This is a genomic window from Mycolicibacterium flavescens (assembly GCF_001722335.1).
In the GTDB taxonomy this organism is placed as follows: Bacteria; Actinomycetota; Actinomycetes; order Mycobacteriales; family Mycobacteriaceae; genus Mycobacterium; species Mycobacterium flavescens.
In genome coordinates this window covers 61,627-77,325 of the sequence record NZ_MIHA01000010.1, presented here as the reverse complement: position 1 = coordinate 77,325, position 15,699 = coordinate 61,627, and the positions used below count along the sequence as shown (strand labels likewise).

15 protein-coding genes and 1 pseudogene are annotated in these 15,699 nt (G+C 64.5%); 10 read left to right on the top strand and 6 right to left on the bottom strand.

Annotation, left to right across the window (positions count from 1 at the left end):
- Nucleotides 1-3: 3 nt before the first annotated feature.
- From BHQ18_RS15110 to BHQ18_RS15070, 9 genes are all read left to right on the top strand, one after another.
- Nucleotides 4-1,467, top strand: a complete 1,464-nt coding sequence (locus tag BHQ18_RS15110) for an aldehyde dehydrogenase family protein (protein WP_069414437.1) — start codon at nt 4-6, stop codon at nt 1,465-1,467.
- Nucleotides 1,468-1,477: 10 nt separating this feature from the next.
- Nucleotides 1,478-1,969, top strand: coding sequence for a VOC family protein (locus BHQ18_RS15105; protein WP_069414436.1), 492 nt, complete (start codon nt 1,478-1,480; stop codon nt 1,967-1,969).
- Nucleotides 1,970-1,982: 13 nt separating this feature from the next.
- Entirely contained in the window at nt 1,983-2,999 is a 1,017-nt protein-coding gene (locus BHQ18_RS15100; RefSeq protein ID WP_205866115.1) for a DUF2889 domain-containing protein, read from the top strand.
- Between the two features lie 23 nt (nt 3,000-3,022).
- On the top strand, nt 3,023-3,979 hold the full coding sequence (locus BHQ18_RS15095) for an alpha/beta hydrolase (RefSeq protein WP_069414435.1): 957 nt from the start codon (nt 3,023-3,025) through the stop codon (nt 3,977-3,979).
- Between the two features lie 7 nt (nt 3,980-3,986).
- Nucleotides 3,987-4,805, top strand: a complete 819-nt coding sequence (locus BHQ18_RS15090) for a TIGR03621 family F420-dependent LLM class oxidoreductase (protein WP_069414434.1) — start codon at nt 3,987-3,989, stop codon at nt 4,803-4,805.
- A 14-nt stretch (nt 4,806-4,819) separates the two neighbouring features.
- Nucleotides 4,820-5,317 carry a DinB family protein gene (locus BHQ18_RS15085; protein WP_069414433.1) on the top strand — a complete coding sequence of 166 codons (498 nt, stop codon included), beginning with the start codon at nt 4,820-4,822 and terminating at the stop codon, nt 5,315-5,317.
- A gap of 271 nt (nt 5,318-5,588) precedes the next feature.
- Complete coding sequence (locus tag BHQ18_RS15080; RefSeq protein ID WP_069414432.1) at nt 5,589-6,731, top strand: phosphotransferase family protein; 1,143 nt, start codon at nt 5,589-5,591, stop codon at nt 6,729-6,731.
- Nucleotides 6,732-6,733: 2 nt separating this feature from the next.
- The gene (locus BHQ18_RS15075; RefSeq protein WP_165614566.1) at nt 6,734-7,918 is read left to right on the top strand and encodes an epoxide hydrolase family protein; all 1,185 of its coding nucleotides are present in this window, start codon (nt 6,734-6,736) and stop codon (nt 7,916-7,918) included.
- A 48-nt stretch (nt 7,919-7,966) separates the two neighbouring features.
- Nucleotides 7,967-9,019: a DUF7064 domain-containing protein gene (locus tag BHQ18_RS15070; protein WP_069414431.1), complete on the top strand. Its 1,053-nt coding sequence runs from the start codon at nt 7,967-7,969 to the stop codon at nt 9,017-9,019.
- Nucleotides 9,020-9,225: 206 nt separating this feature from the next.
- Here BHQ18_RS15070 and BHQ18_RS15065 read toward each other — a convergent pair whose 3' ends face one another.
- Genes BHQ18_RS15065 through BHQ18_RS15045 form a run of 5 tightly spaced genes read right to left on the bottom strand, consistent with a single transcriptional unit; the run spans nt 9,226 to nt 13,943 of the window.
- Nucleotides 9,226-9,645, bottom strand: a complete 420-nt coding sequence (locus BHQ18_RS15065) for a Zn-ribbon domain-containing OB-fold protein (protein WP_069414430.1) — start codon at nt 9,643-9,645, stop codon at nt 9,226-9,228.
- On the bottom strand, nt 9,642-10,778 hold the full coding sequence (locus tag BHQ18_RS15060; RefSeq protein WP_069414429.1) for a thiolase C-terminal domain-containing protein: 1,137 nt from the start codon (nt 10,776-10,778) through the stop codon (nt 9,642-9,644). Before BHQ18_RS15060 ends, BHQ18_RS15065 begins: the two co-directional genes overlap by 4 nt.
- Entirely contained in the window at nt 10,775-12,937 is a 2,163-nt protein-coding gene (locus BHQ18_RS15055; protein ID WP_069414428.1) for an acyl-CoA dehydrogenase family protein, read from the bottom strand. The genes BHQ18_RS15060 and BHQ18_RS15055 overlap by 4 nt, the downstream gene beginning before the upstream one ends.
- A gap of 34 nt (nt 12,938-12,971) precedes the next feature.
- Nucleotides 12,972-13,580, bottom strand: a complete 609-nt coding sequence (locus BHQ18_RS15050; RefSeq protein ID WP_069414427.1) for a nitroreductase family protein — start codon at nt 13,578-13,580, stop codon at nt 12,972-12,974.
- Entirely contained in the window at nt 13,581-13,943 is a 363-nt protein-coding gene (locus tag BHQ18_RS15045) for a DUF4286 family protein (protein WP_069414426.1), read from the bottom strand. It lies immediately after the preceding gene.
- 289 nt (nt 13,944-14,232) lie between these two features.
- On the opposite strand from BHQ18_RS15045, the pseudogene BHQ18_RS30940 reads away from it, so the two are divergent.
- Nucleotides 14,233-14,328, top strand: a pseudogene (locus BHQ18_RS30940) (hypothetical protein); the annotation flags it as partial.
- 11 nt (nt 14,329-14,339) lie between these two features.
- On the opposite strand, the gene BHQ18_RS15040 reads toward BHQ18_RS30940, so the two are convergent.
- Complete coding sequence (locus tag BHQ18_RS15040) at nt 14,340-15,518, bottom strand: cytochrome P450 (RefSeq protein ID WP_069414425.1); 1,179 nt, start codon at nt 15,516-15,518, stop codon at nt 14,340-14,342.
- Nucleotides 15,519-15,699: the final 181 nt, after the last annotated feature.

The following is a 15,699-nucleotide window of genomic DNA, read 5'->3' as shown; positions in this document are numbered from 1 at the left end:
CACATGACCGCTTCAACGATCGACACCACCCGCCCCGAAGTCACGTTACGAATCGGCGGTGAGAAACGGCGTACCGCTTCCGGCGGCACGTTCGACCACGTCAACCCGTGCACCGGGACCCCGGACGCCACGATTCCGATGGCCGGGCCCGCCGAGATCGATGAGGCAGTTGCCGCGGCACACAACGCCTATCAGAGTTGGCGCCAGACGAACCCCTCGGAGCGCCGGCGTCTGCTGCTCCGCTTCGCGGACTTGATCGAGCAGCACGCCGACGACTTCACCCGCCTGGGTACCTTCGACAACGGCACCGCGTCGGGCCTGGTGGCCGGGTTGGTTGCGACGTCGGTGGAGTGGACGCGGTACTACGCGGGCTGGGCCGACAAGATCACCAGCGAGGTATCGGGTTCCTACCGCGCAAACGGTGAGTTCAGCTACACGCTGCGTCAGCCGTACGGGGTCATCGGCGTCATCATCACCTGGAACGGTCCGCTCATCTCGTTGGCGATGAAAGTCCCTGCCGCCCTTGCCGCGGGAAACACGGTCGTGATCAAGCCGTCCGAGCTGACCCCGTTCAGCGCCGATTTGTACGCCGACCTGGCCGCCGAGGCCGGAATACCCGACGGCGTCCTCAACGTGCTGCCGGGCTCCGCCGAGGCAGGTGCTGCGCTGGTCGCACATCCGTTGGTCAAGAAGGTCAGTTTCACCGGAGGGCCTGATACCGCGCGCAAGATCCTGCACACATGCGCCGAGCACATCAAACCGTCCGTCATGGAACTGGGTGGCAAGTCGGGAAACATCGTCTTCGAGGACGCAAATCTCGACGCGGCCTGCGGGGTCGGCACTCTGCTGTCGGTCGGGTTCATGACCGGTCAGGGCTGCGCCTTACCGACGCGGATGATTGTGGCACGGCCGGTGTACGACGATGTCATCGCGCGCGTCGAAGCGATAGCTTCGATGATCAAGGTCGGCGATCCCTTCGAGCCGGACACTGTTTCCGGACCAGTCGTGAATGACGCCGCACTACAACGCATCACAGGCATGATTGAGCGGGCCAAGGGGGACGGCGCACGTTTGCTCACCGGCGGCGAACGCCTGGGTGGCGACCTCGCGGACGGATATTTCCTGCAGCCCACCGTATTCGCCGACGTCGACCCTCAGTCGGAGTTGGCGCAGAAGGAGGTCTTCGGGCCGGTGTTGTCGATCATCCCGTTCGACAACGAAGAAGAAGCCATCGAGATCGCCAACAGCACACCCTACGGGTTGTCCGGGTATGTATTCACCAACGAGCTCAAGCGCGCTCACCGGGTCGCCGAGGCCCTCGAGACGGGCGAGGTGCTGATCAACGGCGCGATGAACCTGTCCGTGCACCGCCCGTTCGGTGGTATCGGGATCAGCGGCATGGGCAAGGAAGGTGGCCGGGAAGGTCTCGATGAGTTCCTGCAGACCAAGAGCGTGAGCATCGCTTGAGCCGATTGCCATGACGACGAACTCGGGTGACCATGACGCGACCGCAGACGTTCTTGAGGGCGCCGGGGCGTTCCTCACCTTCCACGTCAGTGATCTCGAGGCTTCGATCCGCTGGTACTCCGCAGTTTTCCGATGCGAACCGCGCAGCCGCGGAGCCGACGCCAGCCTGGCCGGGCAGATCACCGAGTTCGCGCTGTTCCGCCTGGCAGGGATGAACGTCTTCCTCAGTGAGGACAGCTCAATGCAGGGTCCGCGTGACCCACATTCGCCGACACTGGTCTTCATGACCCGCCAGCGGCTGGCGCAGCTCCGCCATGAGCTCGCCGGCCGAGGTGCGTTGTTCAACGACGGTGAGGTCGTCGAGGGGTTCCCGGCTGATGCCGACGGTGTGCGCGCCGGCCGTAACGCCGAGTTCCTGTGGTTCTACGACCCCGATGGAAACAAGATGGAGTTCTGCCGCACACTCCCGGCCGCACCGGGTGGGGCGGCGGGCGCTGGGTGACACCGCGATGAGCGTGACCGGGCTGGGCACACCGGATTTCGGCTTGCATCCCCTGCACGGCATCCACGAGCCGACGCGGGGCACACCGAAGCGGCGCCCGGATTCGGTCAGGCGGACGAGTTCGATCGACATGACCCGTGATCCGGGCTCGTTGGATCCGGTGTATCTGGCGGGCCGGGCACGCGATCTCAAGACCGCAGGCGACGGCACTGCCACCGAGATCGGCCGCGCCACCATGCAGGCGACCGTCGAGTTGATCGCTCGGGTGATCCAGCGCATGGATGTTGTCCCGGCGGTGCCCGGCATGCACCTCGTCGGCGCACCGGCGATGAGCGGGTTCCGAGCAGCGGTCGACAAAGCCGCCCCGCAACTTCGACCACCGCGCGATCTGCGCTACACCCTTCTCGACGACGTTCCGGTGGCCACCCTGATATCGGGTCACGCGCTTTCCGCGTCAGGTGCATTGGGCAACACCGCCAAATCGGGTTACCTGCCGGTGGCCGATCAGTGCGCCGGCTTCGTGACGGGCGGCCTGCTGATGTCGTCGTTCGAAGCCGGTGATCCCGCGGTGGTCACAGGTCCCGAGGCACCCGAGCTCGACGACCCCGTCGATCCGTTCGCCTGGCATGAGATGGTTCCGCTGCCGGCTCATGGTATGCGGCGGCGTCGCAGGCTCGATGTGTACCGCAACCCAGATGGCTCGGATGTGTTGATCGACGCGATGTTCCGTGACAGCTACGTACGGGACGACGGCATCGAGACCATCATTCACGAGTACACGCTCGAAGCAGCCGTCGATTCCGACACCGGGACCATCCTGCGTTCGAAAGCCGTACCCCGGGTGCTGCCCTGGCAGGAATGTCCTGGGGCGGTCGCCAGTGCGAGCCGTCTCACCGGAATGCGGTTGGACGAATTGCATTTCCGTGTCCGCCACGAACTTCACGGCACGTCGACGTGCACGCATCTCAACGATCTACTGCGCAGCATCGCCGACGCCGCGGCGCTGATCCCACTCCTTCAAGCCGCCTGAGCCCTCGACGAACTGGAGCACCGATGCCCCTGTCCCTGACCTTCGATGTCTCCGAGGCTGTCGGAAGCGGCGAGCGACTCACTCAGGCGGCCTGGGCGTTCCTTCCCGAACGCCCCACCGATGCACCCGCGATCCTGGTGTGCCTGGCGGGCGGTCTGTACGACAAGCACTACTGGCACATGGAGATTCCCGGCCATCCGGGTTACAGCTTCGGTGAGCACATGGCAGCCGCCGGTTACATCGTGATCGCCGTGGATCATCTGGGAGTCGGCGACAGCACCGATCCGATCGGATCGGGTTCAGTCGGCTTGGAGCTGCTGGCGACCGGTGACGCCGAGGTGGTGCGTCAGATCCGCGCCAGGGCCGCTGCGGGTGGTCTGGTCGACCGCCTACCTCCCATGCAACTTCCGGTCGTCGGTGTCGGACACTCCATGGGCTCCTGCCTGACCACGATGGTGCAGGCGCGCGAGGGTGGTTACGACGCGGTGGCGCTTCTCGGGTACGGGGTGCAGATCACCAACGTCCACGAGCAGGATGCCGATGCCGACGATCTCGAAGCGCGCCTCCAGCAGAGCCTGGAGATTGCTTATCAGGTCACCGGAGCCAAGCCTGGTGACAGCTTCGTCGTCGCACCCAGGTCGTACCTTGCGGACATGTTCTACGGCGGCGAGGTACCGCAGGAGGTGATGGACGCGGACACCGCCGTGCAGAGCCGGGTGCCGTTGCGGTGCGCGGCGGAGGTGACGACGCCCGGGTTCGTCGAGCAGTACACACCGAAGTTGGAGGTACCGGTGTTCCTTGCTTTCGGTGCCGCGATCGATGTGTCGCCCAACCCCTACGGCGAACCGGCCAACTACACCGGATCACGCGACGTCACGCTCTATCTGGTGCCGAAGGCCGGACACTGTCATAACTTCGGCAGCCACCGCGGCGCCTTGTGGGACCGTATCGCCGCGTGGGTCCCGACGGTGGTCAGATGAGGATGCCGTGACGAAAAAGTTCCGATTCGGCGTGGCACTGTCGACGTTGAAATCCCGTAGTCAGTGGCGCGAAGCCGTTCGCCGCGCCGAAGGCTTCGGCTACGACGTGCTCCATCTGCCTGACCACCTCGCAACCCCTGCTCCTTTCCCGGCGCTTGCTCTCGCCGCTGAGATGACGAACATGCGGGTCAGTCCATTCGTCCTCAACGCGGGCTTCTACCGGCCCGCCCTGCTCGCTCGCGACGTCGCGGCGCTCGACTTGCTCACCGATGGCCGTTTCGAACTCGGTTTGGGCGCAGGCTACGTCAAAGAGGAGTTCGAGGCGGCGGAGCTAGTTTTCCCCAGCGCTGGCGAGCGCGTCGACCACCTCGCACACACCACCGGCTATCTGCGCGAGCACGTCCCGAACGTCCCGATCATGGTCGCCGGATCCGGCGATCGAGTGCTGACCATTGCCGCAACCCAAGCCGACATCGTCGCGTTGAGCGGTAGCCGTCCGAACAGCACCGCTGACGATCCGCTCGCCGAGCTGGTCGACTTCGTTCGCGAGCGGGCGGGTGCGCGCTTCGGTGATCTGGAACTGAACCTCACTATCACCGCACTCCCCCACGACGGCAGCGGCGTACCAAAAATACTCCGCACGACCGGCTTCGGACAGAGCCTCACCGATGAACAGATCCTCAAGTCGCCGACGACGCTGACAGGAACGCCGAGGGACATGGGCGATACCCTGCGTCACTACGCCGAGAAGTACCGCATCACCTACATCAGCGTCCCGCAGTTGCACGCGGAGGCTTTCAGCAAGGTGATCGCCTTGCTCCGCTGACCACTGGAGTCGAAATGGAAGATGTCTGCACCGAATGTGGGTTCGACCAGTCCTCGACGCCGGCGGCCGACGTCGGTCCCGCACTGGAGCGCACGGCGACTGAGGTGGCGGATGCCGTGCGGTCGGTCCCGCTGGAACTGCTCCGCCGACGACCTGAGCCCCGGACCTGGGCGCCGATCGAGTATCTCGGTCACCTGCGGGAATCCATGGCGTTCCATCGCTGGCTCATCGAACAAGCTGTAGCACAGGACCATCCGGAGGTCCCGATGGTCGACCCGGACGAGTCGGTCGCCGCAGCCGACTACCGCGGAGCAGATGTCGAGGACCTCCTCGGGCAGTTCCACCGTCGCGTTATGCGGCTGGGCGCGCACCTCGCTGCACTGCCGCCCGGCGCCGCTGCGTGCAGCCTCACCCTCGGCGACCGGCCCATCACCGTGGCGCTGATCGCCAGAAGTGCATGGCACGAGTGTCACCACCATCTCGGCGACATTCGCCGGCCCGGCGGACTTTAGCGTCTGAGCCGCCGTAGCACCGGCGCGACATCCGATCAGCTTTGACAGACAACTGCCAGGACCAGGGGCGGCCCTGCCGCGCGTCCGTCGCAAATTGCTGTCGCGATGAAGGTATGTGGACACCGCACCCAGCGCCCGTTGACATCATCTTGCAGTCGTGTGACAGTCAACTGACAGTTAATCCAGCTGACATCAGGGGCGTCGCCTCGAATGCGGGTGGCCGCGACGAGTCCGGCACCAATAGGCAGTCGCGTAGGAAGGAGCACGACCCTTGGGCACGGAAGCCGATGAGGCAGGGCGAGGGTACGTCGAGGTCCCGACGAAGCGTCAGGTTCGCGACCCGGCGGCGGCGTGGGAGGCGATCGAGGAGTGGCTGCGCCAGCACGTCGGGCGTGACCTCGAGGTGGAGGATGTTGCGCAGCCGAACGCAGCGGGGGTGGCCAATGAAACTCTGCTGATCAAGGCCAGCCGCACGGTGGGAGGCACGCGGGTGTCATCGGGTTACGTTGCGCGTGTCGGTGCGACCGAGCACCTGTACATGGACCTCGATATCGAGACCCACTATCTGATGTACGACGTGCTCTCGCGAGAACCAAGCGTCCCATCACCTGCGGTGGTCGGATTCGAGTCCGACACAAGTATTTTCGGTGAGCCCTTTTTCGTCATGGAGTGGGTCGAAGGCCAGGTGCCTTCTGACAATCCCCCATTCAATGCGGCCGGATGGGTACTGGAACTGGCGCCGGAGCAGCAGCACGAAGTGTGGCGCGGCGCGGTCGAGGTCATGGCCGAGTTACACAAGCTGGACGTGGCCAAGTTCGGCTTCCTGCAGCGGCCCGATCTGGGTAGCACAGGCTTGGAGCAGGAGCTGAACTACTGGTTGGCGTACGCGAAATGGTGTGGAGGTGATCGTCTTGCGACCGTGCAGACTGCTACGGACTGGCTCGTCGAACATCTACCTCGCGACGCGCCACCGGGGCTCTCGTGGGGCGACTCGCGACCGCCGAACATCATCTACCAGGGCACCCGCGTAGCCGCTGTCCTGGACTGGGACATGGTGTCACTCGCCGGTCCGGAGTGTGACCTCGGCTGGTGGGCCTGCATGGATCATGCCTTCACCGTCGGACGAGCCTTGCCGCCCGCTCCCGGCTTCGGCTCGCGGCGCGACACGATCGACTTGTGGCAAGAGTTGATGGGCCGTCCGCCCGAGTACCTCGACTGGCACCTCGTCTTCAATGCACTGCGCCTGCAGCTGGTGATGGTGCGACTGCCGGCCCTGTTGGTGGCCGCGGACCAGGTCACCCCGGAGCAGGCCGGCCAACTCACCGCGATCGGCGGCATGGAGTGGCTGGACGGCCTGCTGGAGGGACCGGCACCCGCGCGGTTCGGATCCCGCTGGCCCGGTTGGGAGCAGTAGAGGTGGCCCGCGCAACGCAATTGACCAGACATCCGGCAGCAGAACCGTTCCGCGCTGAGATCCCCGACGAGGTGCTGGCCGACTTACGCGAACGTCTCGCACGCATCCGTTGGCCCAAACCGGCCCGGGGTGGTGACTGGGCGATGGGAACGAGTCTGCCCTTCATGCGCCGTGTTGTCGCCCGATGGTTGGATGGTTACGACTGGCGAGCCTGGGAGGCACGCTTCAACAGCTTCGAGCAATACCGGATCGGCGTCGGAGGCGTGAGGATCCATGCTCTCGTCGAACGCGGCAGCGGTCCGGCCCCGATGCCGATTGTCTTGACCCACGGCTGGCCGGGTTCACCGGTCGAACTGCTCAAGATGGTGGAACCACTGGCCCACCCCGAGAGGTTCGGCGGTACGGTCGACGAGGCGTTCACCGTCGTTATCCCGAGCCTGCCCGGCTGCGGGTTTTCTGACGCGCCGACTGAACCCATATCGCCTCGCGAGGTCGGCCGCCTCTGGGCCGAAATGATGGGCGAAGTCTTCGGATTCGAAGGCTACATGGCCCATGGCGGGGATTGGGGCGCAGTGATCACGTCCTGGATGGCAGTCGACCGGCCACGCGGATTGCTGGCTGCGCACCTCAACACAGCCGTTCTTGCCGCACCTTCGACCTTTGTCAGCGATCCACCCACGCCTGAGGAGGGAGCGCACGTCGAACGGCTCACCACCCTGCCGGAAGAGGAGAAGGCCTACCAACTCGTGCACGGCTATCGACCGCAAAGCTTGGCGTTCGCGGTCCACGACTCACCCGTCGGGTTGGCAGGTTGGATCCTCGAGAAGTTCCACAATTGGACAGTTGGTAAAGCGGAGGTCGACCCCCCGTTCGATCTCGATGACCTGATCACCAACGTCATGCTCTACTGGCTCGGCGACGCCCAAGCGGTCAGCTGGATGTATCGCTACATGGTTGACTGGAGCGCGTTCACGCTGGCTGAGGGCGAATATGCAAGCGTGCCTTGTGGTTTCTGCCTATTCCCCGATGACATCGCCCCAGTGCCGCCGGAGGCGTTCGCGCGCCGCTCGTACAACGTCGCCCATTATCGGCTAGAGCCACACGGCGGACATTTCCCCGGGCTCGAACATCCGCGTGAACTCGTCGACGATATTCGCAGATTTCGCACCGGGCTTGGTCTGGGCTGAATTTCGTCGACACACATGCGGCATCGCACAGCACACGGGAAGGAAAGTATGACCGTCCAGGATTTCTCTAGCGGACTCCCGATCGAGAAAGAGAGCATCGTCTCGGAGCGGCCCACCGAACCGTTCTGGGCGGAGAACCTTCTGTTCACGCTTTACGACCCCGACACCGATATGGGCTTCTGGCTGCACCTGGGCAGCGTGCCCAACGAGTGGGATATGTGGGAGGACCGGCTGCTGGTCTGCCTGCCCGGCGACGACGGTGTCCTGACCATGTGGGGCTACTACCGGACCCCCCAGGAGAACAAGCCCGCGGGTCCGAACATGGCTTTTCGCTGCGTCGAGCCGTTCAAGCGTTGGCAGGTGACCTTCGACGGCTTCGCCCAGCACGTCAGCAACGCCGACATGCAGAACGGACTCGCCCCGGACAGCCTTCGCAAACGACTCGTGATCGACCTGGAGGTCGAATGCGCGACGCCGGTCTGGGATGCGCACACTTCAGCCCACGGCGAGGGCGGCAAGGGCGAGATGACTGCCCAGGGTTGGGCCAAGGAGCACTATGAGCAGCTCCATCGTGCGCGCGGCCGGGTACGGGTGGACGAGCGGTCCTACGAGATCAACGCCACGGGATGGCGCGACCATTCGCGCGGGCCTCGCGGGGGCGGTACCGGCGAACCCTGGGGCGGCCACGTGATCGCGGGGTGTCTTTTCGACACCGGCAAGGGATTCGTCTTCTCGAGTTATTGGCGACCAGACGGGCGGATCACCCTGCAGGGTGCGGCGGTGATCGATGCCGGCGGAACCTTCCATCCGGCCGAGGTTCTCGACACACCCCGGCTCAAGACCCTGCAGATGGAGGGCGAACGTCTGCCGATCCGCCTGCGCTGGGACGGCGGGCTGATCGACACTTTCATGGAGACCCGGCGTTCCATCTGGACGTCGATGCAGAAGTTGCTGGCGGTCGGCAAAGATCTGGAAGGACCGGGTCTGATGTACGTGCTGAACTTCGGCCCGTGCGAGTGGGACGGGGAAGTGGGCCAGGTCTACATCGAACGGTCCGATTCAATCAACGCCCCACCCGAGCGCATCTGGTCGGGATCGTGAGTGGCGCTGCTCTGCTCAGTCCCCCTCACACAGTGGGAATGCCGATGACCGACCGCGCGCCTTGACTGAAACCCCGGGGACGTTGTCCGCGTCGACGCTCAAGTCATACTCATGCCGGCATCGAGCATCAGCGTCGGGCAACGACATCCGCGCCTTTTTCGGCAAGCCGGACGGACACGTCCGTCCATCGTGCCCATGCGCTGCTCCTACAGCTTGGTATCGACGACGAATTCGGGTATGCGATAACCACTATCGCCGAGATCGGCGATACGCAGCCGCACCCGCTGCCCGATACGCACGTCCCCGGGATCCACATCGATCACCGCGTTGATCCGCAGTCCCGGTTGCTCGTCCAGCTCCACAAGCCCGACGACAAAAGGCGGGACCCGCCCCGGGACCAGCGCTTGTCGGACGACGATGAAGCTGAATATGGACCCATTGCCGCTGACCTCCTCGAAATGCACTGGGCCGCCGGTAAACCGGCTGCGCTCCAGCGGAGGGTGGATCCACTTCCCGGTGTCGTCGCAGCGACAGAGCATGAGCTTGCCGTTCCGCAGCCCCTCCCAGTACTGCTCGGTGTCGGGGTCCGGCACCGGGACCGGCGGTAAGAGTGCGGGATTGGTCATGGCTTCTCCCTGCTGTAGACATTCGCGCCCCCGAAGGGCCCGCCCCCCGCGGTGACCAGGGCCAGCTGTGCACCGTCAACCTGTCGCACACCGGCGGCGTGGCGCAGCTGCAATGCCGCCTCGTAGTGATGGTTGAGGCCGTGGATATAGCCCTCGGACAGCAGTCCCCCGTGCGGGTTCACCACCACGTCGCCGCCGTAGGTGGCGCGCCCGGTGGCGAAGAACTTGCCGACCTCGCCCTTCTCACAAAAGCCGAAGCCCTCCATGGTGGCCATCACCGTGTAGGTGAAGCAGTCGTACATGCACGCCACGTCCATGTCTGCGGGTTTGAGACCCGTGTTCGCCCAGACCTTGGGACCAGCTGTGCGCGAATACATCTCGGTGGGATCATCCCATTCGGTCCAGCCCGCTCCGCCCTGGGAGTTCGACGAGCCGACCAGCCACATCGGGTCCTGCTTACAGTTTCGGGCAATGTCTTCGCCGGTGATCAGAATGGCAACCGCGCCGTCCACCTCCGACGTGCAGTCCAGCACCCGGAAGGGTTCGTTGATCCACCGAGCGGCCAGATAGTCGTCCATCGTCAGCGGCTCCCGGCGCACGGCATGCTCGTTGGCACCGGCGTGCATGCGTTGCGTGATCGCGATGTGACCGAGGTCTTCCGATGTGGACCCGAACTCGTGTTGGTGACGACGGGCCCACATGGCGAACCACTGCGGCGGCACCATGAATCCCGACGCGGTATCGAACTGATCGTGATGCGGCACTTGCATGGGGCCGTCGATGTGGCCGAATCGATGGCCGGATCGGCCGTTGAGCGAGCGATACACCAGGACTGCCTTGCACATGCCCGCCTCGATGACCGCTGCCGCTGTGGCGATCTGGTCGGCCACCAGGTTGCCGCCGCCATACATGGCATTCGCCCAGGCCAGCTCGTCGATACCCAGGGCCCAGCCGACGAAGATGGGCTGCTCGGAGTCGTTGACCATGAAAGTGCAGATGCCGTCGATATCCGACGCCGACAGACCAGCGTCCTCGATGGCGTCGCGGCACGCCGCCACAGCCATACCGCGGGTGGTGCGCCCGGAATTACGAGAGTAGGTGGTTCGGCCGATCCCGACGATCGCACAGGTCATGTGGCTTTCCGTTCTACTTTCGGCTCGCGCGGCAATCCGAGGATCCGTTCGGCGATCAGGTTGCGGACAATCTCCGAAGTGCCGCCGGCGATGGTCAGACAGCGGCTGAACAGGTAGTCGTGCACTACCTGCTGTTCTTTCCCGACCAGCACGCCCGGGCCGGCGATGGCCAGCGCGAGTTGAGCGACCCGCTGCGCGTGCTCGGCCCCGAAAAGTTTGGCGATGTTGCCCTCGATACCCGGACCGGAGTCGAACACCGCGCGCGCCGCTTGCCGGAGATTGAGCGCCGTAAGGGAATACGCTTCGGTCAACAAAGCTCCGACGTCGCGGGCAAAACCCGTGTCGTCGCGGCGATGACGCGCGAGCAGCTCGATCAACTCCTCGGCCACCATGGTCACCGAACCACCGCCGATGGAGACCCTCTCGTTGCCGAACGTCGCCATCGTGACGGCCCACCCGCCGTTGACCGCACCCACCACATCGCTGTCCGGCACGAAGACATCGGTGAAGAAGACCTCGTTGAACAGCGTCTCACCGGTGATCTCGGTGAGGGGACGGATCTCCACACCGGGATGGGTGAGATCGACGATCATCGTCGTGATGCCCTTGTGCTTGGGCGCATTCGGGTCAGTACGGACGGTGGCCAAGCCCCGCTGGCAGTTCATCGCGTCGCTGGTCCAGACCTTCTGCCCGGTGACCGACCATCCGCCGTCGACACGAGTGGCCTTGGTCGATACCGCTGCGGCGTCCGACCCCGCACCGGGCTCGCTGAACAGCTGACACCAGCGCAACTCGCCCTCGAGGCTGGGCCAGATCAGTCGTTCGATCTGCTCGGCGCTGCCGTGCTGCAACAGCGTCGGAATCACCCAGGTACCGAGACCGAGGCTCGGTCTGTCCAGGCCGTCGAGAACCTCCTCGATGATGAGTTGCTCGGCGGATCCCGCAGCCCGGCCATACGGCTCGGGCCAGTGCGGCTGGAGGTAGCTGCTGCGGGCCCACACCTTTTGCCTGCCTTCGTCAGGGCTGCGCTCGAGTTCTGCACGGAAGTCCTCGGCGGCGCGACGGAAGTCCTCCGCCTCGGGCGGCAGGTCCACCGAGTGTGAGCGTCGCACTCCGCCGACCTGAAGTTCGACCACCTTGTCTCGCAACGCCTCCGCGCCTCCTGCGAAGGTAAGCAGCACCGTCGCACGTCGGAGGTACAGGTGGGCGTCGTGCTCCCAGGTATAGGCGATACCGCCATGCACCTGGATGTTCTGCAGCGCGACGCGCTGATAGGCCGGCAGCACATGTCCGGCGGCCATGCTCGCAGCCAGCTCGGCCTCTCGTCCGGAGGCCCGGGCCGCGTCCCAGGTGACGGCCACCGCCAGTTCCGTGTCGACCAGCATGTCTGCGCAGTGGTGTTTGACGGCCTGGAACGATCCGATGGGCCGGCCGAACTGCTCGCGGGTTGCGGCGTACGCGGTAGCCATTTCGGCGCATGCGGCGAGTCCGCCGGCCGCCTCTGCGGCGGCGAGCAGCCTCACGATCCGGACCGCGCAGTCCGCCGCCCCGGGGAACACGTCGACGACGGGTGCGGACGACAGTCCCAACACGGTCACTGATCGCATCAGCTGGTCGACGGAATCGATTGCCTCGGCTGTGACGGCCTCGCCCGCTTCGATGAGCACCAAGTCATCGCCCACCGGCAGCATGAACAAATCGGATGCTGACTCGCCCAGCGTCGCGACCGCATCGGCGCTCACCGTCGAATCCTGTTGCACTGCAGCGCTGGCAGTGCCGATGCCCACGACGACGTCACCGGAAGCAAGCCGCGGCAGCCACCGCTTGCGTTGTTCGTCGGTGCCGACTTCTGCGATCACCGTCGAAGCGGCGACCGTCGGAAGGAAGGGCCCGCCGACCGCCGCGCGACCGAGCTGTTCCAAGACGATGGCCAGTTCGGGTAGGCCGTATCCCTGGCCGCCGAAGCGTTCGTCAATGTGCAGACCGAGCCAGCCGGTTGAGACGATCTCTTTCCACAGAGCGTCGGTGGCCCACCAACGCCCACTCAACGACTTGTCGAGGAGAATCCGGCGCGCCCCCGCAACGCCGGCCCGGCCGGTCACCATCGCCTTGGCGACGTCGGAGAGTGCGCGGTGATCCTCGGTTAGCGCCAATGGCATTGTGGGACCTCACTGATTCGGAAAGTGGGTTCGATCACCAAGCGGCGCCGAACTTCTCGCGGTAGGTGACCTCGGTCGCGGGGCGGCGACGAGGCGGTGACAGTTTACGCACCGGCCGGCCGACGTACACCGCCGCCATGGGTATCAGGTTCTGCGGAAGCGCGAGAAGCTCGCGCACCCGATCCACCCCGAACGTGGTCAGTCCGGTGGTCAGGCACGACCCATAGCCGAGGTCGGCGGCGGTCAGTAAGAGATTCTGCACCGCCGGGTAGATCGATGACGGAGCATAAATCTCGGCAACCCGGTCGGTATCGGCACAGACGACCACCACGACGGGTGCGGCCGCGAATCCTCCCTTGTTGAAGCCATATTCGAGATCGGCGACCAGCGCACGGTCCTGCACGCTCTGCCGGATGAAGTCGCCACCCCCCGCGTTCCAGGTCTCCGTCCACCAATCAGCCAGCAATTTTCGGCTCTGCTCGTTGCGAACCACGACGAAGGACCAGGGTTGGGTGTTCTCGGCGCTGGGTGCGTGTACCGCGGCCTGCAACATCTGCTCGATGTCGGAATCGGCTACCTCGCTGTCGGGGTCGAAGCGCCTGCAGGCACGTTGGGACTGCAGCACCGCCCGCAGTTCAGCCATTCAGTCCGCCAACCGTCGATCGCCCCTGGCCGTCCAGCCGGTCAGCGACACCGTCGACAGGTCAAGTGATTCATGCAGCGGCATCTTCCCGGTCACCACCCGCTCGAGAAACTGGGCCATGACGGCTTCCGGTTCGCGGTCGAGCTCGTAGATCACCATGTACCGGTGCGTGGGCGGAGGCAGTTGGGCCGGCAGGTCCTCATCATCGGGAATGGGCAGCTCGGCGAGGTCGTAGCGCTGCGCTGCGACCACCCCGGGAACATCGAGGACGTCGGGCACATGAACCTCGTCGTACCACGTGTTGAACGTGTCGTCTGCGCCGTCGACAGGGTTGCTCAGGACCACAAACCGGTTTCCCGTCACGAGAAGGCCTTTCCGCTGGGCTGCACCACGATTGTTGTCACAGTATGACAGTCGACTGTCATCGTCAACGCCGGCGGGCAATGGCGATCATTCCGGCAATAGTAGCTGAGCGACATCTGTGAGCTGGATACGATCATAGATTACTTTTGACAGTTAACTGTCATAGCGTGCCGGACAAGGGGCGTCGATGTGGCGCACCGTCCCCCGCGATGACAGGCAGGTTATGGAACTGAAGGACATGTGATCACCCAACCTGGACACGTGATGCAACATTCGCATCCGCTGGTGGTTGCTCCTCGATGGTTCGACGGAACTGCCGCGCGAGATCCTCGGGAACAAGGCGCACGGCATCAACGTCATGCGCCACTACGGATTGCCGGTGCCGCGAAGGCGCGACTATGCCGGCTTGACCTTCAACGGAAGAGCATTCAACGTCAAGGTGCCTGCGGGCCATTTGACCTGCGGCGAGCCACCGGGTGCTACCGCGTAGTCCCCGACTCGGGAGTGCCATTCCTCGAGAATGATTCGAAGTTCCAGGCGGGCCAGGTGCGAACCGAGACAGCGGTGCGGACCTCGCCCGAATGCGAAATGGACGTTCCTGCTGTCAAGGTCAATGTCATCCGGATTCTGGAAACGGCGGGGATCACGGTCTGCGCTGCCGTAGGACATCATGACGGTGGTGTCCTTCGGTATCAGTTGGTCGGCAACGACCACGTCCCGGGTCGTCACCCGAGGCGCGAACGGTACCGGCCCGTCCACTCGCAGCAGGTCCTCGATGAACGCTGGAATAAGCGAAAAGTCTTCACGTACACGAGTTTGCAGCTGAGTATCGGTTGCCAACTTGGCCAACGCGAAACCGACGGCGGAGGTCACGGTGTCCAGGCCGGCGAGGACGAACATGAAACACAGACCCAGGAGCTCGATGTCGGTCATAGCACCGGCGTCGGTGTCAGTCATCAAGGCGGTCAGCATATCGCTACCGCTGGTGTCACTACGCCGGTTGCTGATGTGTTCGGTGAGATACGCGAACAACTCGGCGGCGTGGGTCAGGACCTCGGGCGTTGGCTCGACACTGCCGGGGTCGGTGAACTCGAGTATCGCGTCTTTCCATCGCACCAATCTGTCCCGGTCAGTCAGGGGCAGACCGAACAATGTCAGGAAGACCTGCGTCGGAAACGGCGTCGCGAGATCAGAGACGACGTCACATTCGCCCTTGGCGACGATCGCGTCGATGAGCTCGCTGGCCTGCCTTCGTAATTCCGCCTCCCGTTCGGCCATCCGTTTCGGGCCGAAGAAGGGGTCGAGAATCCGCCGGAAGCGTGTGTGGTCAGGTGGATCGATTGCAATCGGAATCATGGGGACCGGACTGCCTAGACGATCGAAAGCCCTCGCGGACGAGAAGGTCTCGGGGGCTTTCGCGGCGAGTTCAACGGCGGCCGCCGAGGTCAGAATGACCTCCTGCCCGGAAACAACGACCTCCCCGGCCTCGCGAAGTTCACGCCAGGCCCGGGTGCGATCCTGCGCGAAGGGCAGTTCGTTGACGCTGACCCCGCCGTTGGTGACTACCTCTGCCATGAACCAGGCCCCTTTGCCGCTCGCAACACAACTTGCTGACAGTGGACTGTCATTGCGGACGAGTATCGCCGGTGCGGATGTGCGTGTCAACGGTCGCGACGCGGTGCGTTGAGTCGGCGGCAGGATCACGCCTGAGCGATCCTTGTCGACTGGTCCACAGGGCTGCGGGTTCTGTTCAGAT

Coding starts and splice junctions, on each gene's coding strand:
- BHQ18_RS15110 (WP_069414437.1), top strand. CDS start 4: ATGACCGCTTCAACGATCGACACCACCCGCCCCGAAGTCACGTTACGA.
- BHQ18_RS15105 (WP_069414436.1), top strand. CDS start 1,478: ATGACGACGAACTCGGGTGACCATGACGCGACCGCAGACGTTCTTGAG.
- BHQ18_RS15095 (WP_069414435.1), top strand. CDS start 3,023: ATGCCCCTGTCCCTGACCTTCGATGTCTCCGAGGCTGTCGGAAGCGGC.
- BHQ18_RS15085 (WP_069414433.1), top strand. CDS start 4,820: ATGGAAGATGTCTGCACCGAATGTGGGTTCGACCAGTCCTCGACGCCG.
- BHQ18_RS15070 (WP_069414431.1), top strand. CDS start 7,967: ATGACCGTCCAGGATTTCTCTAGCGGACTCCCGATCGAGAAAGAGAGC.
- BHQ18_RS15065 (WP_069414430.1), bottom strand. CDS start 9,645: ATGACCAATCCCGCACTCTTACCGCCGGTCCCGGTGCCGGACCCCGAC.
- BHQ18_RS15060 (WP_069414429.1), bottom strand. CDS start 10,778: ATGACCTGTGCGATCGTCGGGATCGGCCGAACCACCTACTCTCGTAAT.
- BHQ18_RS15055 (WP_069414428.1), bottom strand. CDS start 12,937: ATGCCATTGGCGCTAACCGAGGATCACCGCGCACTCTCCGACGTCGCC.
- BHQ18_RS15050 (WP_069414427.1), bottom strand. CDS start 13,580: ATGGCTGAACTGCGGGCGGTGCTGCAGTCCCAACGTGCCTGCAGGCGC.
- BHQ18_RS15040 (WP_069414425.1), bottom strand. CDS start 15,518: ATGGCAGAGGTAGTCACCAACGGCGGGGTCAGCGTCAACGAACTGCCC.